The sequence below is a fragment of the Stenotrophomonas sp. SAU14A_NAIMI4_5 genome (genome assembly GCF_003086795.1).
In the GTDB taxonomy this organism is placed as follows: domain Bacteria; phylum Pseudomonadota; class Gammaproteobacteria; order Xanthomonadales; family Xanthomonadaceae; genus Stenotrophomonas.
Map to the genome: position 1 here is coordinate 4,465,828 of NZ_CP026003.1, position 20,852 is coordinate 4,486,679.

The window sequence follows — 20,852 nt, forward strand, 5'->3', positions numbered from 1 at the left end:
CGTGAGGGTCACTCCTCAGGCACGATCGCCAAAATACTCGCGACACCACTGCACGACCGGCGGCAGGCCCTGCTCGATCGGGGTGACCGCATCAAAGCCGAAGGCGTCATGGGCCCGCCGGGTGTCGGCCATCGTGCGCACCATGTCGCCTGGCTGCATCGGCTTGTAGACCTTCTGCGCGGGGCGGCCGGCGGCCTGCTCGATCACGCTGATGAAGCGCTCCAGCTCGACCGGCGTATGGTTGCCGAGGTTGAACGCCCGGTGCGGCACCACGTCGGTGCTGGGGTTCGCGAGGGCGCCGAGGATGCCCGATACGATGTCGGAAACATGTGTGAAATCGCGCTGCATGCGCCCTTCGTTGAACACATCGATCGGCCGCCCGGCCAGCACCGCGCGCGAGAACAGCAGCGGCGCCATGTCCGGCCGGCCCCACGGGCCGTACACGGTGAAGAAGCGCAGGCCGGTGGCATGCAGGCCGTACAGCTGCGCATAGGTGTAGGCCATCAGCTCGTTGGCCGCCTTGGTGGCCGCATACAGCGAGCGTGGCTGGTCCACGCGCTGGTCCTCGGAGAACGGCGGCGTGGCCGAATCGCCATACACCGAGCTGCTGGAGGCATACACCAGGTGCTGCACGCCACGGTGGCGGCACAGCTCGAGCATGTTGACGAAGCCGGTCAGGTTGCTGTCGACGTAGGCATGCGGGTTTTCCAGCGAGTAACGCACGCCGGCCTGGGCGGCCAGGTGGATCACTGCCGTCGGCTGCACCTCATCGAACAGCGCAGCCAGGCCCTGCTGGTCGGTCAGGTCCAGGGTGCGCAGGTCCAGGCCCGGGCACAGCGCAGCCACGCGATCGCGCTTGATCTGCGGGTCGTAGTAATCGTTGAAGTTGTCCAGGCCGACCACGGCCTGGCCGGCCTCCAGCAGCGCGCGGGCGGTGTAGGCACCGATGAAGCCGGCAGCGCCGGTGAGCAGGATGGTCATGGAAGAGACTCTGTAACGAAGTTCAGACGGTGGATGTTACCGGTCTCAGAAGAAACCGAAGCGCTTTCTGGCGACGTTTACCCGACCCGGCACGATCACGTCCTGGATGCTCTTCGCATCGAAGCGATCCAGCAGGGCCTCGGCGTCCTTCTTCAGCTTCAGGTCCATCTCCTCCGGATACAGGGCAACGATGGACATGAACTCGATGGTCCGGGCGTCGTCCAGCTGCAGCGTGCCGAAGCCATCGGGCGCGGTGACCGGCGGCAGCACGATGGCGCCATCGAAACCCACGCCCGGGGCGTAGGGCTCGGCCGGGTGGCCGTTGGGAATGGTGTGGCCGAAGCCGAGCCAGGTGTCGTACTCGTGCGGCAGCCGTGCCAGCGTCTTCAGCAACCGCACCGGCCAGTAGTTCCGCTCGTCTTCGAAGGCATCACCGCTGATCGGCCAGTCGGCCGGCAGGGTCACCATCAGCTCCATGTATGCCGAGCCGGGCGCACCTTCGGGCAGGGTCATCGGCAGGTCGCTCATGCCCGAGGTCACCAGGCGCAGGTACGGAAACGGCTCGCTGGCCGGCACCACGTGCACGTCGATATGCACGAGGTCGGAGATGATTTCGTGGAATACGCCGGAGATCGGCCCCAGGTGGCGCTCGATGTGCGCGCTGATGGCCTCGATGTGCGATTCACCCTGGGCCGGGGTGAAGTTCTTCTCGCGGCTGTGCACCAGGATCGGGCTGCCGCCCGGGCTGACGTCGTCGATGTCCATGCTCATTCCTGCTCCCTGGATGAGCCGCGGCACGAAGCCGTCCCGCGGCGTGTGCGTTTCCCTGCCGAGCGCTGCTGCAGCGCTGCCGCGCTCAACCCTGGCGGGTGCGCAGCTTTTCGAGCACGCCGTCCAGCGTGTCCAGATCGGTGTAATGGATGATCAGCTTGCCCTTGCCGCCGCGGCCGTGGTTGATGGCCACCTTGGTGCCCAGCGATTCGGACAGCTCGGTTTCCAGCGAGGCGATGTCGGCCTGCTGCACCTTCGGCGTGGCCACCGGACGGTTGCTCGGCACCTTGCCGGCGGCGAAGGCCTGCGCACGGCGCTCGACCTCGCGCACCGACCAGCCTTCATCGGCCGCTTCCTGCGCCAGCTTGCCGGCCAGTTCCGGGGCCAGGGTCAGCAGCGCGCGGGCGTGGCCCATTTCCAGGCGGCGGGTTTCCAGCAGCAGGCGGATGGCCACCGGCAGTTCCAGCAGGCGCAGCAGGTTGGACACCGCCGCGCGCGAGCGGCCGACGGCCTCGGCGGCCTCGGCGTGGGTCAGGGTGAACTCGCTGATGAGGCGCTGCAGCGCTTCGGCTTCTTCCAGCGGGTTGAGGTCTTCGCGCTGGATGTTCTCGATCAGCGCCATCGCGATGACGGTGCGGTCTTCCAGCTCGCGCACCACCACCGGCACTTCGTCCAGCCCGGCCAGCTGCGATGCACGCCAGCGGCGCTCACCGGCGACGATTTCGTAGTTGCCCGCCGGCAGCTGGCGCACCAGGATCGGCTGGATCACGCCCTGCGACTTGATCGAATCGGCCAGCTCGGAGAGCTTTCCTTCGTCCATCTCGCGGCGCGGCTGGTACTTGCCCGGCTGCAGCTGGCCCACGGCCAGCTTGCGCAGCACTTCACCCGGCAGGGGCTCGATGACCGCAGTGGTGGCCTGCACCTGGCTGGCTGCGCCCTTGGGGCCCAGCAGGGCGTCCAGTCCGCGGCCGAGGCCTCGCTTCTTGGCTGCAGGCTTGCTGGTCATCAGGCGGTCTCCACGGCCTTGGCGGCCTTGTTGCGTTCGTTGTTGCGGCGGATGATCTCGCCGGCCAGGCCCAGGTAGGCCACGCCACCGCGCGAGGCGCGGTCGTAGCCGACGATGCTCTGGCCGTGGCTGGGGGCCTCGGCCAGGCGCACGTTGCGCGGCACGATGGTGCGGAACACGCGGTCACCGAAGTGCTCGGTCAGTTCGGCCGACACTGCGTTGGCGAGGTTGTTGCGCACGTCGAACATGGTGCGCAGCACGCCCTCGATCTCCAGCACCGGGTTGAGGTTGGTGCGCAGCGCTTCGATGGTTTCCACCAGCGCGCTCAGGCCTTCCAGCGCGTAGTACTCGCACTGCATGGGCACCAGCACCGAATCGGCGGCGGCCAGCGCGTTGAGCGTCAGCAGCGACAGCGCCGGCGGGCAGTCGATCAGGATGTAGTCGTATTCGTCACGGATCGGCGCCAGCGCGCGCTTCAGGCGCTGCTCGCGCTCTTCCTGCGCCATCAGCTGGATCTCGGCCGCGGTCAGGTCGATGTTGCCCGGCAGCAGGTCGTAGCCCTCGGCGGTGGCCACGCGCACGTCCGCTGCCTTGGCTTCGCCCAGCAGCAGATCGTAGGTGGAGGAGACCAGCTCGCGCTTGTCCACGCCACTGCCCATGGTCGCGTTGCCCTGCGAATCCAGGTCGACCAACAGCACGCGCTTGGGTGCGTTGGCCAGGGAAGCGGCCAGGTTGACGGCGGTCGTGGTCTTGCCGACGCCACCCTTCTGGTTGGCGATGGCGATGATGCGGGCCATGCGGGTGTGCCTCGTCGACGTGTGCTGGGACCGGTCATTATGCGTACAACCGGCCCCGTGCGGAAATCATGGATCGCCAACCCGTTGTTTCGCAAAGGGCTGGCGGCGGGGTTCAGGGGCCTGTAACGGTGACCAGATGGCGTTCGCCGGCCAGGCCGGGCACGCTCAGCGGGGTCACCTCGCGCACCTGCCAGCCTGCCGGCAGGGCCGCGATCTCGTCATGCGGGTAGACACCCTTCATGGCCAGCAGCACGCCACCGGGGCGCAGCAGGTGGCCACCGACGCGGACGATGCCGGCCAGGGTGTCCATCGCGCGCGCGGTCAGCTGGTCGTAGCGGCCGGCCTCGTCCAGCGCCTCGGCGCGCGACTCGGCCACGCGTGCATTGGTCAGGCCCAGCTGGCGCACGGCCTCGCGCATGAAGCGCGCCTTCTTGCCGTTGCTCTCCACCAGGGTGACCTGCAGGCCCGGGCAGGCGATGGCCAGCGGGATGCCCGGCAGCCCGGGGCCGGTACCGAGATCGGCCAGGCTGCCATCGGCCACGAACGGCTGCATCGCCAGCGAATCGAGCAGGTGGCGGGTGACCATTTCCTGCGGATCGCGGATGGCGGTGAGGTTGTAGGTGCCGTTCCAGCGGTGCAGCAGCGCCAGGTAGCGCAGCAGCGGCGGCGCCAATGCGGCCGCCAGGCCCATGCTGGCCAGGCCCTGTTCCAGCGTGGAGACCACGCCGGCGGGAAGATCGTGTTCGCTCATGCCGTCATTATCGCCGGTTTTGGCCGCCGGTTCGCCGCTTCGGTGCGTCGCTTCAATGCGGATACCAGGCCAATGCCGCGCGGAACTGGCCGCTGGCCTGCCATTCGTGCAGGTGCCAGCGCTCGGCCTGGCCCAGTTCGGCGTCGCACCAGCGCAGGTGCAGGGCACCATCGGCGCCGGGCGCCAGCTGCAGGCGGTGCAGGCCGAAGGAGATGCCCTGGCCGTGCGCCTTGAGCAGCGCTTCCTTGGCGCACCACACGCGGAAGAACCAGTGTTCGCGCTCGTCGGCAGCCAGCCCTTGCAGCCAGGCCACTTCGTCGGGGTGGAAGAAGCGCTGGATGATTTCCAGCAGCCGCGGGCGCGGGCGCAGCAGTTCCAGGTCCACGCCCAGCCGCACGCCCTCGCCCAGCGCCACCAGCAGCACCTCGCCGCTGTGGCTCCAGCCGGTGCCGAAGTGGGCCAGCGCGCCGGCCAGTTCCGGCCGGCCCTTGTCGTCGCGCACCAGCGGCAGGGCGTCGGGTTCGCCGCCCAGCGCCTGCGCCAGCACCTGCCGGGCCTGCGGCTCACCGCGCTGGCCGGGCACATGCGGGCAGCGCCAGACCGTCACCGGGCCGAAGCGCCAGGGGCCGTCGAGGGTGGCTGGCAGGCTCATCCGCACGCGCCCGTCACGGGATTGCACGACGGTTTCACGGCACTGCGGGTCAACTGGTCCCCGTCCCTTCCCCTTCCAGAGGTCACGTTCATGGGCATCATCATCTGGCTGATCGTTGGCGGCATCGTGGGCTGGCTGGCCAGCATCATCATGCGTCGCGACGCCCAGCAGGGCATCATCCTCAACGTCGTGGTGGGCATCGTCGGCGCGCTGATTGCCGGCTTCCTGTTCGGCGGCGGCATCAACGATGCCATCACCCTGCGCACGTTCCTGTTCTCGCTGATCGGCGCGGTGATCCTGCTGGCCATCGTCAACCTGTTCACCCGCAAGAGCATACGGTGATCTGAACGGTAGCGCCGGGCCATGCCCGGCGTTTCCCTGCCGCCGCTGCGCTCGCCGGGCATGGCCCGGCGCTACCGGTTCAACCGATCTGCACCCACGCCGGCGCATGGTCGCTGGGGCGTTCCCAGGTGCGCGGCTCGCGGTCGATGCCCGAGGCCACCGCGCTGGCCTTCAGCGCATCGGAGACCAGGGTCAGGTCGATGCGCAGGCCCAGGTTGCGGCGGAAACCGGCAGCGCGGTAATCCCACCAGCTGAACACGCCAGCCTCGTCGTTGTGCAGGCGGAACGCATCATGCAGGCCCAGCTGCAGCAGCTTCTGCAGCGCACCGCGCTCGGCGGTGGAGGTCAGGATGTGGTTCTCGTTCCAGACCTCGGGGTCGGGCACGTCGCGCACGTCCGGGGCGATGTTGAAGTCGCCCATCACGATCAGCTTCGGATGGCGCTGCAGTTCCTGCGCGATCCAGGCGTGCACCGCTTCCAGCCAGCGCAGCTTGTACTCGTACTTGTCGGTGCCGACGTCCTGGCCGTTGACCACGTACAGGTTGATCACCCGCAGGTCGCCGAAGGTACCGGCGATGACGCGCTTCTGCTCGTCCTCGAAGCCGGGGATGCCGATCTGCACGTCCTGCGCCGGCTCACGCGACAACAGCGCCACGCCGTTGTAGGTCTTCTGGCCGGCGAACACGCTGCGGTAACCGGCGGCGATCAGCGCCGAATCGGGGAACTTGTGGTCCTCCAGCTTGGTTTCCTGGATACCGACGATGTCCGGGCCGAAATCCTTGAGCCACTGCTCCAGGTGCGGCAGGCGGACATTGAGCGAATTGACGTTCCACGAGGCGATTTTCATGGGGCCATTCTACCCGGCCCCGCTTTGGTAGACGCCAACCTTGGTTGGCGCGTGAATCTCCCGCGTGCGCAGATCCCGTCAGTAGAGCCACGCCATGCGTGGCTTCACCGAACCAGCAGCCTCAACAACCCCGCAATCTTCGAATACGGCGGCCGCAGCCGGTCACTGGCCGCCCAGCGCGACTGCCACAGCACCGGCAGCCGCTTGCTCATGGCATCGAAGCCGGCCCAGCCGTGGTAGGCGCCCATGCCACTGGCCCCCACCCCGCCAAACGGCAGGCCGTCGGCGGCGAAGTGCAGCAGCGTGTCGTTGACCGTCACCCCACCGGCAACCACCTGGCCGAGGATCCGCTCCACCGTCGCCGTGTCATGGCTGAAGGGGTACAGCGCCAGCGGCCGGTCGCGCGACAGCACATCGGCCAGCGCCGCCTCCAGATCCGGGTAACCCCGCACCGGCAGGATCGGCCCGAAGATCTCCTCACGCATCAGGTCCAGGTCATCCGGCGGATCCAGCACCACGGTCGGCACCAGCAGGCGCTCGCGGTCGGCGCGCGCGGGGTCCACCTGCGCCAGCGGAATCACCGGCACGCCGCGCTCGCGTGCCTGCGCCAGGTAACCCTGCAGGCGCTGGTACTGGCCTTCGTTGATGATGCGCGTGTAGTCGCCGGCATCGCTGAAGTCGCCATAGCGCTCGCGCACCTGCTGCTGCAGCGCCTGCACGAACTCACGCTGGCGCGCCGTGTCGATCAGCACGTAGTCCGGTGCGATGCAGGTCTGGCCCGCGTTGAACCACTTGCCGGTGGCCAGTCGCGCGGCGGCCTTTTCCAGCGGGAAATCGCGGCAGACAATCGCCGGCGATTTGCCGCCCAGCTCCAGCGTCAGCGGCACCAGATGCTCGGCTGCGGCGGCCATCACCTTGCGCCCCACCGCCGTCGAGCCGGTAAACAGCAGATGGTCCAGCGGCAGCGAGGACACCGCCGCGGCTACGTCCGCCCCGCCCTGCACCACCGCCACCCGATCGGGCGGGAACACGCTGGCCAGCAGATCGGCCAGGAACGCGCTGGTGCGCGGGGTGTGTTCGGAAGGCTTCAGCAGCACGTGGTTGCCCGCGGCGATGGCCGTGACCAGCGGCACCAGCGCCAGGGTGACCGGGTAGTTCCAGGGTGAGATCACCCCGACCACGCCCAGCGGCGTCGGCCGCAGCTGCGCGCGCGCCGGCCACAGCTTCCAGCCGGCCGATGCCCGCTGCGGCTTCGACCAGCGCCGCAGGTGCCGGCGAAGGTGGTGGATGGCCGACAGCACGCTCATGCCATCGGCCAGCTTCGATTCGACGTGGGCGCGGTGACCGAAGTCCTCGGCGATGGCCTGGGCCATTTCGTCCATGCGCGTCTGCAGCGCCTCGCGCAGGCGGCGCAGGTCGGCGTCGCGCTGGTCAAGCGAAGGGCGCTGGGCCTGCCAGGCGCTGCGCAGGGTGTGCAGGATGGCGGGGAGGTCGGCGGCTGAGTGGCTCATTCCGCGACTATACGGCGTGCGCACGTGAGGTGACCGGTAGTGCCGGCCGCTGGCCGGCAACCTCATCGATCTCCGGCAGGCATCGTGCGTTTGCCGGCCAGCGGCCGGCACTACCAAACGAAAAGGCCGCGGTCTGCACCGCGGCCCTTGAAACCCCGGTGGGTGCCGACCGTTGGTCGGCACGCCGGTTACTTGGTGATGTCCACGTTCTTCGTTTCACGCAGGAACAGGCCGCCGATCACCACCGACATCAGCGCGATGATGATGGGGTACCACAGGCCGTAGTACAGGTTGCCGGTACCAGCCACCAGCGCGAAGGAGATCGCCGGCAGGAAGCCACCGAACCAGCCGTTGCCGATGTGGTACGGCAGCGACATCGAGGTGTAGCGGATGCGGGTCGGGAACAGTTCGACCAGGTAGGCGGCGATCGGGCCGTAGACCATGGTCACGTACAGCACCAGCAGCCACAGCATGAAGATCGTGCCGGCGATGTTGATGCGCGAGCCATCGGCCTTGGCCGGGTAGCCCGCCGTGGTCAGTGCACCCTTCAGTTCGGCACCGAAAGCATCGGCCTTGGCCTTGCCTTCTTCCTTGGTCAGGCCAGCGGCCTCGTACGAGGTGACGCTGGCGCTGCCCACGTTCACCATGGCCAGCGAACCGGCAGCGGCCGGCTGCACGTCATACGGCACGCCCGCCTTGGTCAGCGCGGCGGTCGCCACGTCGCAGGAGCTGGTGAACTTGCGCAGGCCGACCGGATCGAACTGGAACGAGCAGGTGCTCGGATCAGCCACAACCAGCGCCGGCGAGTTGCTGCGCGCTTCTTCGATGGCCGGGTTGGCGAAGTGGGTCAGGCCCTTGAAGATCGGGATGTAGGTGACGGCAGCCAGCAGGCAGCCGGCCAGGATGATCTTCTTGCGGCCGATACGGTCGGACAGCCAACCGAAGAAGATGAAGAACGGCACGCCCAGCGCCAGCGCGGCGGCGATCAGCAGGTAGGAGGTGGTGGCGTCGACCTTCAGCATGCTGCTCAGGAAGAACAGCGCGTAGAACTGGCCGCCGTACCAGACCACGGCCTGGCCGGCTGCGGCACCCAGCAGGACCAGCAGCATCAGCTTCAGGTTGCCGCCCTTCAGGCTGTCACGGAACGGGGTCTTGGAGCCCTTGCCTTCCGCCTTCATCTGCTGGAACAGCGGCGATTCGCTCAGCTGCAGGCGGATCCACACCGAAATGCCCAGCAGCACGATCGAGACCAGGAACGGAATGCGCCAGCCCCAGGCTTCGAAGGCTTCGTTGCCCAGGAAGTAGCGGCAGGCCAGGATGATCAGCAGCGACATGAACAGGCCGAGCGTGGCGGTGCACTGGATGAAGCTGGTGTACAGGCCGCGCTTGTTTGCCGGGGCATGTTCGGCCACGTAGGTGGCCGCGCCACCGTACTCACCACCCATCGCCAGGCCCTGGGCCAGGCGCAGCACGATCAGGATCACCGGTGCGGCGAAACCGATCGAGGCGTAGTTGGGCAGCACGCCGACCAGGAAGGTCGAGATGCCCATGATGAGGATGGTGACCAGGAAGGTGTACTTGCGGCCGATGCGGTCGCCGAGGCTGCCGAAGAAGGCCGCACCGAACGGACGCACGAAGAAGCCGGCAGCGAAGGCCAGCAGGGCGAAGATCATGCCCGTGGTTTCGTTGACGCCACTGAAGAACTGCTTGGCGATGATCGCGGCAAGCGAGCCGTACAGGAAGAAGTCATACCACTCGAAAACGGTACCCAGGCTGGACGCGAAGATGACCTTCTTGTGTCCCTGGGTGAGTTCGGATTTCGCCGGTGCAGGTGTTGTTGACATGGGACGCTTCCCCTCCGAAGCAATCGTTGTTGGTGGGTGCCGACCGTTGGTCGGCACTCGATCTAGGCAGGTGCCGACCGTTGGTCGGCACTTATTCAGAAGCTGTACTTCGTGGTGAACTGCAGACGGTTGATGTCGCCCTTGCGCCCATCTTCGATCTCACGCACGCCGTACATGTACTCGGCACCGATATCGACCTTGGGCATCGGCGTGTAGAAGATGTTGCCGCGGATGCTCTGCACGCTCTTGGTGACCAGCGGCCCCAGGCTGCCGTCGTTGTCGTAGTCGCTGCGGGCGTAGATCAGGTTGGTGCGCAGCTTCGGCGAGAAGGCATGGCGCCAGCCCACGTAGCCGGCCAGCACACCGGTCGGGTTCAGTTCGTCGCGGGCGATGTCATAGGCGGTATCCGCAGTGACGCCCAGGCCGATGTAGCGGGCGATGCCCTCGCCACCGGTCAGCTGGTAGTGCAGCGAATCGTTGCCGCCCATCACCCACTTGCCGCCCAGGGTCAGGCCGCCGGCCACCTTGTCGGCCTTGGCGCCGGTGGCCTGGTTGTCGACCTTCAGCTGGCGGACGATGCCGCCGACGCCGAAGGTGCCCCAGTCGCCCTTCCAGCCATAACGCATCGTCAGGTCGGGCAGGCTGCCACGGTCGGAGTTGGCGCTGGCGTTGGTCCACACGCCGGTGACCGGGTTGCGGGTACCGGTGAGGGTGGTCGTTTCCGGGTTTTCCAGGGCGACGCTGAAGCCGCCCTGGGTGTAGCGCACCTGGGCCTGACGCACGAACACCACGCCATCGGTCGGGCCAACGAAGTCGACCGCTTCCGGCAGTGCCGCCGCATCCATGAAGTTGGACCAGGTCTGGCCGGCCAGCCAGTTGTTCCAGTACATGTAGGCGTGGCGCAGCGTCACGCCATAGGTGTTGGTGGCGGTCTGGTTGCCCAGCGAGTTGCCGAAGAAGTCCATCTCGAACATCGCGCCGGCCTTGTTGCCCGATTCGCTGACGTTGTCGATGCCGATGTTGAAGCGCGAGAACTTGGCGTGGGCGTTGTAGTCCACGTCCGAGCGCTTGCCCGAGCCGCCGGCACCGGCCACCGGGGTCTGGCCCGGCAGGTACAGCGCGCGGCCGGTGGCATCGTCGGCCAGCTGGCCATCGCTGGTCTGGGTGGCCATGAAATCGGCCTTGATGAAGCCGCCGATCTTGACCGTGGTGCCCGGCGCGGCGCCCGGGGTGATGGTGGTGACCTGGATCGGCTGCTTGCCGGCCGGCACCTGCGCGACCGGCTTCTGCTCGGCCTGCACGGCGCGGACATCGGTCACGGCCTGCTGGGTCTGCACGATCTGGGTCTGCTGTTGCTGCTGCGAGGACAACAGCGCCTGGACCTGGCGTTCCAGCTCGGCAACGCGTGATTCAAGCGCTTTCTCTTTGGCGGTCTCTGCGAACGCCATGCCCGGTGCGACCAGGGCGACCAGCAGGCAGGCCGCCAAAGGTTTGCGCACGGCTTTCAACGTACGGTGGCTCATGTTGCCCTCTCTCCCAAGTGGCAAGGTGATGCCGCGCGTGGGGCACGGTCGAGCCGAGACTGCGGGGCGTTTATGTATAGCGGTATTCGCCATTGGTCGAACCCGGGCCTGCAGGGCGCCGACTTTCGACCATGGTCTAAGCGCCGTGGTGACGCGACCGGGGGTGGATGGGGCAAACTGGTGGCGGAGGGTCGTTGCAATGCTGCGACCGCACATACAAAGTCAACGTGCAAGTGAGGGTGCCATGGCTGATATCTACCCCGTCGATCCGCAGTTCGCCGCCAAGGCACGCATCGACAAGACGTCTTATGAGCAGCAGTACCAGGCTTCGGTGTCCGACCCGGATGCGTTCTGGGGCAAGGCCGCCGAGCGGCTGGACTGGATGCGCAAGCCGACGAAGATCAAGAACGTCAGCTACGACCTGGCCGACTTCCACATCAAGTGGTTCGAGGACGGCGAGCTCAATGCCAGCGTGAACTGCCTGGATCGCCAGCTTGAAAAGCGCGGCGACAAGACCGCCCTGCTGTTCGAACCGGACGGCCCGGACGCGCCGGTCCAGCACGTGACCTACCGCGAGCTGTACGAGCGCACCTGCCGCCTCGGCAACGCACTGCGCAACCTGGGCGTCAAGAAGGGCGACCGGGTCACCATCTACCTGCCGATGATCGTCGACGCGGCCGTGGCCATGCTGGCCTGCGCGCGCATCGGTGCGATCCACTCGGTGGTGTTCGGCGGCTTTGCTCCGAACTCGATCGCCGACCGCGTCAGCGACTGCCAGAGCAAGCTGATCATCACCGCCGACGAAGGCCTGCGCGGTGGTCGAAAGATTCCGTTGAAGGCCAACGTCGATGCCGCGCTGAAGCTGCCGGGCACCAACACGGTTGAAACCGTGCTGGTGGTGCGCCACACCGGCGGCGCGGTCGACATGCAGGCCCCGCGCGACCGCTGGTTCCACGACGTAGTGGACAGCCAGCCGTCGACCTGCGAGCCCGAGCGCATGAACGCGGAAGACCCGCTGTTCATCCTCTACACCTCCGGTTCCACCGGCAAGCCGAAGGGCGTGCTGCACACCACCGGCGGCTACCTGCTGTACGCGGCCTACACCCATGAAGCGGTGTTCGACCTGCGCGAGGACGACATCTACTGGTGCACCGCCGACGTCGGCTGGGTCACCGGCCACAGCTACATCGTGTACGGCCCGCTGGCCAACGGCGCGACCTCGCTGATGTTCGAAGGCGTGCCGAACTACCCGGACACCTCGCGCTTCTGGAACGTGATCGACAAGCACAAGGTGACGATCTTCTACACCGCCCCGACCGCCATCCGCGCACTGATGCGCGAGGGCGAGGAGCCGGTGAAGAAGACCTCGCGCGCCTCGCTGCGCCTGCTTGGCAGCGTCGGCGAGCCGATCAACCCGGAAGCCTGGCGCTGGTACTACGAAGTGGTGGGCGACAGCCGCTGCCCGATCGTCGATACCTGGTGGCAGACCGAGACCGGCGGCATCCTGATCTCGCCGCTGGCCGGCGCGATGGACCTCAAGCCGGGTTCGGCCACCCTGCCCTTCTTCGGCGTACAGCCGGCGCTGGTCAATGCCGATGGCGAAGTGCAGGACGGCCCGACCGAGGGCAACCTGATCATCCGTGATTCCTGGCCGGGCCAGATGCGCACGGTGTACGGCGACCACCAGCGCTTCATCGATACGTATTTCCGCACCTACCCGGGCAGCTACTTCACCGGCGACGGTTGCCGCCGCGATGAGGATGGCTACTACTGGATCACCGGCCGCGTGGACGATGTGATCAACGTATCCGGCCACCGCATCGGCACCGCCGAAGTGGAAAGCGCGCTGGTGTCGCACCCGAAGGTGGCCGAAGCGGCTGTCGTCGGCTTCCCGCACGACGTCAAGGGCCAGGGCATCTACGCCTATGTGACCCTGGTGGCCGACGAGACCCCCAGCGACGAGCTGCACAAGGAACTGGTCGCCTGGGTGCGCAAGGAAATCGGCCCCATCGCCACGCCGGACCACCTGCAGTGGGCACCGGGCCTGCCCAAGACCCGTTCGGGCAAGATCATGCGCCGCATCCTGCGCAAGATCGCCGAGAACGCGCCGGACCAGCTTGGCGACACCTCGACCCTGGCCGATCCGTCGGTCGTGGCGTCGCTGGTGGACGAGCGCAAGGTCCGCTGATGGACCATCCGGGCCGGGGCTTCGGGGTCGGATCCCTTTCCACCAGGAAAGGGCTCTGACCCCAGTGAACTCCGGCCACCAAGGGGTCAGAGCCCTTTCCTGACGGAAAGGGATCTGACCCCGCACTGTTTTCCCCCACGGTTCCCCCCGACCATGACCACCCTCCTGATTGCCGATGACCACCCGTTGTTCCGCGAAGCCCTGCGAGGGGCCGTACAGCGGGTCATCCCGGGCGTGCAGCTGTTCGAGGCCGACAGCGTGGAAGCGCTGTACGCGCTGGCCGACCAGCACAACGACGCCGACCTGGTCCTGATGGACCTCAACATGCCCGGCGCGCAGGGGTTCAACGCGCTGGTGCACATGCGCTCGCTGCACCCGCACCTGCCGGTGGTAGTGGTGTCCGCGCGCGAAGAAGCGACGGTGATGCGCCGCGCGCTCGACCATGGCGCGCTCGGTTTCATTCCCAAGTCGGCCGACTCGGACACGATCGGCCACGCGCTGGGCACCATCCTCGATGGCGAGACCTGGGCACCGCCAGAAGCGCACAACGTGCCGCCCACCGGCAGCGAGGAACGCGAAGTCGGCCAGCGCCTGCGCGAACTGACGCCGCAGCAGTTCCGCGTGCTGCAGATGCTCGGTGCAGGCCGCTTGAACAAGCAGATCGCCTACGACCTCAACGTCTCCGAGGCCACGATCAAGGCCCACGTCACCGCCATCCTGCGCAAGCTGGGCGTGACCAACCGCACCCAGGCCGTGCTGATGGCCGGCAAGCTGGCGATCGACGACGACGCCATCGTGCTGCCGCCGGAAGAAGACTGACGGTAGTGCCGGCCGCTGGCCGGCATCCGCCTGGAATCACTGGAACTGCTCTGGTAGCTGCCAAGCTTGCTTGGCACGCTTCTACCGACGCACCTGCCGGCCAGCGGCCGGCACTACCAGGCATCGCTGCGCCCGCGATATAGCCTTCGCTATACAAACCAGCCCTGCCTGCGCGTTTACCCGGAAATGCGCCATGCGCGGATCGCGATGCTAAGCTTCGCGTCCCCTTGGGGAGTAGCCGGATTCCTACGCAGGAATCGTCCACGTCAACATACTCGGCCAGTGCGCCGTGGCGTGGACAACCATGATGGTTGGCGAGACCAGCGGCCCGCGCGCGCAACGTCAGGTTGGGCGCGAGCGCGAGCCGTGCGTCCGTCCTTGCCCGACCTTCAGCAGCCGCCAATGTCCCCTGTTTCGATCCTCCTGATCGGCTTTGCCATGTCCACCGATGCCTTCGCTGCCGCGATCGGCAAGGGTGCGGCCATGCGCAAGCCGGTATTCCGCGATGCACTGCGCGCCGGCATCATCTTCGGCGTCATCGAGGCGATCACGCCCATCATCGGCTGGCTGCTCGGCCGCGCCGCCCTGCAGTACGTCGAGGCCTTCGACCACTGGATCGCGTTCGGCCTGCTGGTCGCACTGGGCGTGCACATGATCATCAACGGCGTGCGCCCGGACAGCGGCGAAGAGGACGAGGATCCCTCGCAGCACCACGGTTTCTGGAAGCTGGCGCTGACCGGCTTCGCCACCAGCATCGACGCGATGGCGGTGGGCATCGGCCTGGCTTTCATGGACGTGCATATCGGCGTGATGGCAGCGGTCATCGGCCTGTGCACGCTGACCATGGTCACCGCCGGCATCATGCTCGGCCGCGTGCTGGGTGGCATGGTCGGCAAGCGCGCCGAGATCATCGGCGGCGTGATCCTGGTGATCATCGGTTCGACGATCCTGTACGAACACCTGCACGGCGTGGCGTAACACCGTGAGGATTGCGGGGTTGCCGGCCAGCGGCCGGCGTTACCTCGCGTCGCGCAGCGCGCCGAGGAAGGCGCGCAGCGAGGCCGGCTTGATCGGCTTGGTCAGCACGCGATAACCGCGCTCGCGGGCCATGCGCTTCAGTTCATCGCGGCCGTCGGCGGTCAGCAGCGCGCCCGGCAACGGGTAGCCGGCCGCTTCGCGCAGTGCCACCAGCGCGTCCAGGCCGTCCATGCGGTCGTGCAGGTGGTAATCCACCAGCATCACCTGCGGCTGCTCGGCCACCTTTTCCAGCGCCTGGTCCACGGTCGATGCGGTGATCACCTGCACCTGCCAGCGGCCCAGCAGCGCACGCATGCCGTCGAGGATCTCCTCGTCGTTGTCCACGCACAGCACGCGCATCCCGGCCAGCGAATCGCTGCGCACCGGCGGTGCGGCGGCCTGGGCAGGCAGCAGCGGCTCGCTGTAGCCCGGCAACGGCGCCACGCGCGGCAGGATGATCGAGAACATCGAACCGCTGCCGACCCTGCTGCGTGCATTGAGGCGGTGGTCGAGCAGGCGCGAGATGCGCTGGCAGATCGACAGGCCCAGGCCCAGCCCCTGCTCGCCCCAGTCGAAGGGCTGCTGGTAGCGATGGAATTCGTCGAAGATCTGCCGCATGTGGTGCTCGGGGATGCCCGGGCCGGTATCCCACACCTGCAGTTCCACTTCATCGCCACGCTGGCGCACGGCCAGCACGATGCGGCCCTGACGGGTGTAGCGCAGCGCATTGGCGAGGAAGTTCTGCAGCACGCGGCGCAGCAGGCGGCGGTCGCTGCGTACCCAGGTGGTACGCGCGAACAGGTCCAGGCGCAGGCCGCGCCCCGCCGCCACCGGCGTGTACTGCGCGGCCAGTTCGCGCATCAGCGCGCTCACGTCGAACTCGCCGATCACCGGATGCAGGCCACCGGCATCCAGCCGCGAGACGTCCAGCAGACCATCCAGCAGTTCCTCGGCCGCACGCAGCGAGGCATCCACGCGTTCGGCCAGGTGCTTCTGTTCGTCGCTCACATGGTCGCTGTCACGCAATGCCGAGGCGAACAGGCGCGCGGCGTTCAGCGGCTGCAGCACGTCATGGCTGATCGCTGCGAGGAAGCGGGTCTTCGACTGCTGCGCGACCTCGGCTTCGTGCGAGCGTTCGGCCACGCGCTGTTCCAGCGTTTCGTTGGCTTCCAGCAGCGCTTTTTCCGCGTGCTTGTAGTCGGTGATGTCGTTGTAGCTGGTCACGTAACCGCCGCCGGGCAGCGCCTGGCCGCGCATCTCGATCACCTTGCCGTCGCTGCGGGTACGCTCGAACACGTGCGGTGAGCCGGCGCGCATGTAACCGATGCGGCGGTTGATCTGCACTTCGATATCACCCTCGCCGAGCTCGCCGCGTTCGGCGTTGTAGCGGATCAGGTCGGCGACGGGGCGGCCCACGTACAGCATGCCGTCGGGGTAACCGAACATGTCCTGGTAGCGGCGGTTCCAGGCGGTCAGGCGCATGTCCGGGTCGACCACGCTGACGCCCGCGCTGATGTTTTCCAGCGTGGTGGACAGGATCTCGCGGTTGAAGCGCAGCTCCTGCCCCGCTTCGTCCAGCACCGCCACCACTTCGCCCAGGTCCATGCCCGAGCCGCGCAGCAGGCTGGTCAGCAGCAGGCGCGCGGACGCGGCGCCGATGGACGCGGCCAGCAGGCGCTCGGTGAACTGCACCCAGGGCCGGTCGGCCGGCGCCGTCGACTGCAGCTCGCGCCCCAGCGACTGCGCCTGTTCGAAGAACGAGCGCCGTGCGTGGCGCTCGCCGACCACGCGCGAGGCCAGTGCCAGCAGGTCACCCACGTGCACATGACCGGGCCAGCCGCCGGCCACCGAGGGTCGCTCGGCATAGGGATCGAGGAAAGGCGCGGCCCGCAGGCGTTCGTCCACGCCCGGGCGCCAGCGCGCGGACACCAGCATCATCGTGGCCACGTTGACCAGCAGCGACCAGAACGTGCCATGGGTCAGCGGGTCCCAGCCGGTCATGCCGAACAGCTGCTGCGGGCGCAGCCACTCCACGCCGAACGGCCCGTGCCTCACCCAGGTCGCATCCACCCAGCCAGCCATGGTCATCGCCGGCAGCAGCAGCGTGTATATCCACGTGGCAAAGCCCAGCACCATGCCGGCCTCGACGCCACGGCGGCTGGCGCCGCGCCAGTACAGGCCACCGATCAGGCCCGGCGCGAACTGCGCCACCGCAGCGAAGGCCATCAGGCCATACGAGGCCAGGCTGCTGTCGTTGCTGCTGCTGCGGTAGTAGCTGTAGGCCATCAGGGCCAGCAGCAGGATCGCCATGCGGCGGATCCACAGCACGCGCGAGGCCATGTCGGCCGCTTCCTGGTGGTCGCCACTGCGGCGCAGCAGCACCGGCATCACCAGGTCGTTGCTGACCATGGTGGCCAGCGCGATGGAGGCCACGATGACCATGCCGGTGGCCGCCGAGAAGCCGCCGACGTAGGCGATCAAGGCCAGCGCGTTGCGCCCTTCGGCGAGCGGCAGGGCCAGCACCATCGCATCGTCGGCCACGGTCCCGCCGGTGCCGAACAGGGTGACGCCGGCCGTGGCGATCGGCAGCACCATCGCCGAGATCAGTACCAGGTAGCCGCCGAACATCCAGCGCGCGCGGCGCACGTCACGCACGTCGCCACACTCGACCACGGCCACGTGGAACTGCCGCGGCAGGCAGATGATGGCGAGGAAACTGAGCAGCGTCTGCGAGATGAAGCCCACCGGCGGCAGGCCGGTGAACAGCGTATGCACCGACTGCACCACCGCATCGGTGCGGTTGCTCAGCCACAGGTAGGCGAACACGCCCACCGCCAGCATCGCCAGCAGCTTGATGACCGATTCGAAGGCGATGGCCAGCATCATGCCGTGGTGGTGCTCGGTGGCATCGACCTGGCGGGTACCGAACAGGGTCGCGAACAGCGCCATCAGCAGCGCCACGTACAGCGCCGGGTCGGTGAAGAAGCCGGTGGGGCCGGTGTTGCCGGTCAGCACCTGCAGGCTCATCGCCACCGCTTTGTACTGCAGCGCCAGGTACGGAACGATGCCGATCAGGGCGATGATCGCCACCAGCGCGGCCAGCCGCCGCGAGCGGCCGAAGCGCGAGGAGATGAAATCGGCGATGGACACCACGTTCTGGCTGCGCGCCACCAGCGCCAGGCGCTCGATGATGCGCCAGCCGAACAGCAGCATCAGCAGCGGGCCGATGTAGATCGGCAGGTAGCCCACGCCGTGGCGGACCGCGGTGCCTACCGCGCCGTAGAAGGTCCACGACGAGCAGTACACGGCCAGCGCCAGGCTGTAGACGACCGGCCGCAGCCACGGCCGGTCGGGGTACATCGGTCGACGGTCGCCCCACCACGCCACGCCGAACAGCAGCGCGGCATAGGCAACCGAGACCAGCAGCAGGATCCAGCTGGAGACCACGCGCGCGTTTCCGTCAGGACAGGGGCCAGTAGATCACGACCGTTGGCCATTCTGGTAGGTCACGACCGTTGGTCGTGACGGGGCATCCGTGCCCACTAACAGTGGGCACCCACCAGAAGAGGTGGACAGTGGGCACCCACCAAGAGAGGTGGACGGTGGGCACCCACCAAAGGAGGTAGGCGCCCACCCGCAACCGGCCTTACTCCGCCGGGACGCCCATTTCCTTCAGCAGTTCCGGCGCCGGGTAGACCTTGGCCAGCAGCCAGCGCAGGTAGCGCATGTCCACGTGCACGGCACGCTTGAAGCGCGGGTCGAACCACCAGCTGGCGCTGACCGATTCCCAGTTGCTGTCGAAGTTCAGGCCGATCAGTTCGCCCTTGGCGTTGAGCACCGGCGAGCCGGAGTTGCCGCCGGTGGTGTCCAGGTTGGTCAGGAAGTTGACCGTCTGGGTCTTCAGCGCCGGGTCGGCGGTGCTGCCGAAATCACCCTTGGCGATGGCCGCCAGCAGCGGCTTGGGCGCATCGAACGGGTAGGCGTTGGTGTTCTTCTCGACGATGCCGGCCACGGTGGTCACCGGCGAGTAGGTCACGCCGTCACGCGGGTGCAGCGCTTCGACCTTGCCGTAGCTGATGCGCAGGGTGCGGTTGGCGTCCGGGTACACCGCGCGGCCCTGCTTGGCACGCCAGGCGAACAGCGCCTGCATGTAGGCCGGGCGCAGGCGCAGCTGCTCGCCTTCGCGGGTCTTGCTCTCGTTCTCGATGCGCAGCTGCGCGGCCACCAGCGGGCCGGCCACGGCGATCAGCGGATCGGAGGCCAGGGCCTTGCCTTCGCGGGCGGCGGCGAAGCGGGACAGGCGCTGTGCCTCGTCACCCAGCTGGGTGCCGGCGTACAGGCTGTCCAGGGCCTTGGCCAGCTGTTCCGGGGTGCGGCCGAAGGCGGTGTCGAACTCGGCCACGCGCTGCGCGTCCGGCAGCTGCTGGTAGCGGGTCAGCAGGCGGGTCAGCAGGGCCTTCTCGACCTCCGGTGCGTAGCGGCGCTGCACCTGCTTGAGCACGCCCTCGATCATCGCCTGGTCGCGCTGCTGGTAGCCGGTTTCGCGCTGCGCGTCCGGCTTGGCCGATTCGATGCGCAGGCGTTCCAGCAGCAGCGCCGAGCGCAGCAGCTGGGTCTGCAGGGCCATCTGGTCCAGCAGCAGGTCGCGCTCGCCCACCGCCGCACCCTGCGACAGGTTGGCCAGCAGCGCCTTGATGTCGGCCTGGTACCTGCGGTCGGTGGCCGCCAGCATGGCGGTTTCGTCGGCCGCACGCTGGGCCTTGGCATCGCTGCGCAGCAGGCCTTCCAGCTCACCGGCGGCACGCTTGCGGTTGTTCTTCAGCGACTGCAGCTGCGAGGCGTAGCGGGTACGTGCCTGCGCATCGTTGGCACTGGCCGCCTCGATGGTGTCGATCATCTGCTGGAACACCGAGACGCGGCGCGGCAGCACGGTGTCGATCTGGCCGGCGAATTCGGCGGCGGTGCGGTGGCGGTAGGTGATGCCCGGGTAACCGGCCAGCATCGCGTAATCACCTTCCTTCGGGCCTTCCACCGACATCTGCAGGTGCGCCGGCGCCTGGTAGGGCACGTTGTCCTTGCTGTAGGCGGCCGGCTTGCCGTCCTTGCCGACATAGGCGCGCAGCAGGGTGAAATCGCCGGTGTGGCGCGGCCACATGAAGTTGTCGATCTCATCGCCGTAGTTGCCGATCGCGCGCGGCGGCGCGTAGACCAGGCGCACGTCGCTCAGTTCCAGCTGGGCGATGCGGTAAAAATCGGTGCCGTAGTACATGTTGGCCACCGAGCAGCGCACGCTGCCGTCCTTCTCGCACTCGGCCACGATCTGCTTGCTGGCCGCATCGACGGCGTCGAAGTAGGCGCGGCCGGTCTTGCCCTTCGCCTGGGCCAGCACCTGGTCGGTCACCTTGTCGAAGCCGACGGTGACCAGCACGCGGAAGTCAGGATTGGCCGGGCGCTCGTCGGCGCGGCCCTGGGCGATGAAGCCGCCGTTGATGAGGTCATGCTCGGGCGAGCTGTTGTACTGGATCACGCCCATCGCCACGTGATGGTTGGTCAGCAGCAGGCCATCGGCGGAAACGAACGAGGCGGTGCCACCGCCGGCACGCACCACGGCGCTCAGCGGCGGCGCGGTGACGTTGGCCAGTTCGGCCGGGTTGCCCTTGAAACCGGCCGCCTTCAGCGGCTTGGCCAGCTCCGGCAGCTGGGTCGGCATCCACATGCCTTCATCGGCATGGGCGCCTGCGGCGAGGGTCAGGCCCAGGGCCAGGGCGGCAGGAAGGGTTTTACGGGCAGACATCGGCGTTTC

Annotated in this window: 16 protein-coding genes and 1 riboswitch; of the genes, 4 read left to right on the top strand and 12 right to left on the bottom strand. The window is 67.7% G+C overall.

The annotated features are described in order from the left end of the window. Window positions 1–15: 15 nt before the first annotated feature. The 6 genes from C1925_RS20430 to C1925_RS20455 all read right to left on the bottom strand — a co-directional run bounded on the left by C1925_RS20430 (window position 16) and on the right by C1925_RS20455 (window position 4,958). On the bottom strand, window positions 16–981 hold the full coding sequence (locus tag C1925_RS20430; protein ID WP_108770491.1) for an NAD-dependent epimerase/dehydratase family protein: 966 nt from the start codon (window positions 979–981) through the stop codon (window positions 16–18). A 45-nt stretch (window positions 982–1,026) separates the two neighbouring features. Then, window positions 1,027–1,752 carry a suppressor of fused domain protein gene (locus C1925_RS20435; protein ID WP_108770492.1) on the bottom strand — a complete coding sequence of 242 codons (726 nt, stop codon included), beginning with the start codon at window positions 1,750–1,752 and terminating at the stop codon, window positions 1,027–1,029. Between the two features lie 85 nt (window positions 1,753–1,837). Next, window positions 1,838–2,758 carry a ParB/RepB/Spo0J family partition protein gene (locus C1925_RS20440; protein WP_079224318.1) on the bottom strand — a complete coding sequence of 307 codons (921 nt, stop codon included), beginning with the start codon at window positions 2,756–2,758 and terminating at the stop codon, window positions 1,838–1,840. Then, a complete protein-coding gene (locus C1925_RS20445; RefSeq protein WP_108770493.1) occupies window positions 2,758–3,555 on the bottom strand; it encodes a ParA family protein in 798 nt (265 codons plus the stop codon). The genes C1925_RS20440 and C1925_RS20445 overlap by 1 nt, the downstream gene beginning before the upstream one ends. 112 nt (window positions 3,556–3,667) lie before the next feature. After that, entirely contained in the window at window positions 3,668–4,306 is a 639-nt protein-coding gene (gene rsmG / locus C1925_RS20450) for a 16S rRNA (guanine(527)-N(7))-methyltransferase RsmG (protein WP_108770494.1), read from the bottom strand. Between the two features lie 52 nt (window positions 4,307–4,358). Beyond that, window positions 4,359–4,958, bottom strand: a complete 600-nt coding sequence (locus tag C1925_RS20455) for a 4'-phosphopantetheinyl transferase superfamily protein (RefSeq protein ID WP_108770495.1) — start codon at window positions 4,956–4,958, stop codon at window positions 4,359–4,361. Window positions 4,959–5,048: 90 nt separating this feature from the next. Between C1925_RS20455 and C1925_RS20460 the strand changes: the two genes are divergently transcribed. After that, window positions 5,049–5,300: a GlsB/YeaQ/YmgE family stress response membrane protein gene (locus tag C1925_RS20460; protein WP_108766857.1), complete on the top strand. Its 252-nt coding sequence runs from the start codon at window positions 5,049–5,051 to the stop codon at window positions 5,298–5,300. A gap of 79 nt (window positions 5,301–5,379) precedes the next feature. Here the strand turns inward: C1925_RS20460 and xth are convergent, their stop codons facing one another. From xth to C1925_RS20480, 4 genes are all read right to left on the bottom strand, one after another. Next, window positions 5,380–6,147 (bottom strand): exodeoxyribonuclease III, encoded by a 768-nt coding sequence (xth, locus tag C1925_RS20465; RefSeq protein WP_108770496.1) that lies wholly within the window; start codon window positions 6,145–6,147, stop codon window positions 5,380–5,382. A 104-nt stretch (window positions 6,148–6,251) separates the two neighbouring features. After that, window positions 6,252–7,658, bottom strand: a complete 1,407-nt coding sequence (locus tag C1925_RS20470) for a coniferyl aldehyde dehydrogenase (RefSeq protein WP_108770497.1) — start codon at window positions 7,656–7,658, stop codon at window positions 6,252–6,254. Between the two features lie 188 nt (window positions 7,659–7,846). Then, window positions 7,847–9,502 carry an MFS transporter gene (locus C1925_RS20475; protein ID WP_108770498.1) on the bottom strand — a complete coding sequence of 552 codons (1,656 nt, stop codon included), beginning with the start codon at window positions 9,500–9,502 and terminating at the stop codon, window positions 7,847–7,849. A gap of 95 nt (window positions 9,503–9,597) precedes the next feature. Further along, window positions 9,598–11,025 (bottom strand): DcaP family trimeric outer membrane transporter, encoded by a 1,428-nt coding sequence (locus C1925_RS20480; RefSeq protein WP_108770499.1) that lies wholly within the window; start codon window positions 11,023–11,025, stop codon window positions 9,598–9,600. A gap of 244 nt (window positions 11,026–11,269) precedes the next feature. On the opposite strand from C1925_RS20480, the gene acs reads away from it, so the two are divergent. From acs to C1925_RS20495, 3 genes are all read left to right on the top strand, one after another. Continuing rightward, window positions 11,270–13,213: an acetate--CoA ligase gene (gene acs, locus C1925_RS20485; RefSeq protein ID WP_108770500.1), complete on the top strand. Its 1,944-nt coding sequence runs from the start codon at window positions 11,270–11,272 to the stop codon at window positions 13,211–13,213. A gap of 153 nt (window positions 13,214–13,366) precedes the next feature. Continuing rightward, window positions 13,367–14,032 carry a response regulator transcription factor gene (locus C1925_RS20490; protein ID WP_006477308.1) on the top strand — a complete coding sequence of 222 codons (666 nt, stop codon included), beginning with the start codon at window positions 13,367–13,369 and terminating at the stop codon, window positions 14,030–14,032. Window positions 14,033–14,255: 223 nt separating this feature from the next. Next, window positions 14,256–14,424: riboswitch (yybP-ykoY riboswitch) on the top strand. Between the two features lie 10 nt (window positions 14,425–14,434). Next, the gene (locus C1925_RS20495) at window positions 14,435–15,010 is read left to right on the top strand and encodes a manganese efflux pump MntP family protein (RefSeq protein WP_079224342.1); all 576 of its coding nucleotides are present in this window, start codon (window positions 14,435–14,437) and stop codon (window positions 15,008–15,010) included. A 39-nt stretch (window positions 15,011–15,049) separates the two neighbouring features. On the opposite strand, the gene C1925_RS20500 is transcribed toward C1925_RS20495, so the two are convergent. Further along, window positions 15,050–18,496, bottom strand: a complete 3,447-nt coding sequence (locus tag C1925_RS20500) for a PAS domain-containing hybrid sensor histidine kinase/response regulator (protein WP_108770501.1) — start codon at window positions 18,494–18,496, stop codon at window positions 15,050–15,052. 199 nt (window positions 18,497–18,695) lie between these two features. Continuing rightward, on the bottom strand, window positions 18,696–20,843 hold the full coding sequence (locus C1925_RS20505; RefSeq protein ID WP_108770502.1) for a S46 family peptidase: 2,148 nt from the start codon (window positions 20,841–20,843) through the stop codon (window positions 18,696–18,698). Window positions 20,844–20,852: the final 9 nt, after the last annotated feature.